We start from the raw sequence: 228 nt of genomic DNA, 5'->3' as shown, positions 1-228 counted from the left end.
GCCGACGCTCGAACCCCAGCTGCCGGCGCCGACCGAGACCGCCGCCGGCGCGCCGCCGGAACCCACGCCCATCACCACCACGCCGTTGGCGCCGAGCTTGGCGGCCTCCTCCTTGAGGCGCTTGAGCGCCGCGTCGGTCTGGCCCTGGGTACCGAAACCGACCGCGCTGGTCGCCTCGATCTGGGCGATCTCGACCGAGCCGGGCGGGGCGGTCGGATAGACCTGGAC

At 74.6% G+C, this 228-nt stretch carries 1 protein-coding gene; it reads right to left on the bottom strand.

Annotated elements, in window-relative coordinates:
• Positions 1-228: hypothetical protein (locus tag SB773_RS35285; RefSeq protein WP_410595270.1), on the bottom strand; the 228-nt coding region annotated here is incomplete at both ends.

Origin of the sequence: Bacillus sp. SIMBA_074, from assembly GCF_046534555.1 — a bacterium.
GTDB lineage: Bacteria > Bacillota > Bacilli > Bacillales > Bacillaceae_G > Bacillus_A > Bacillus_A mycoides.
The sequence above is the reverse complement of the archived record's forward strand: the minus strand, read 5'-3'. Positions and strand labels throughout refer to the sequence as shown.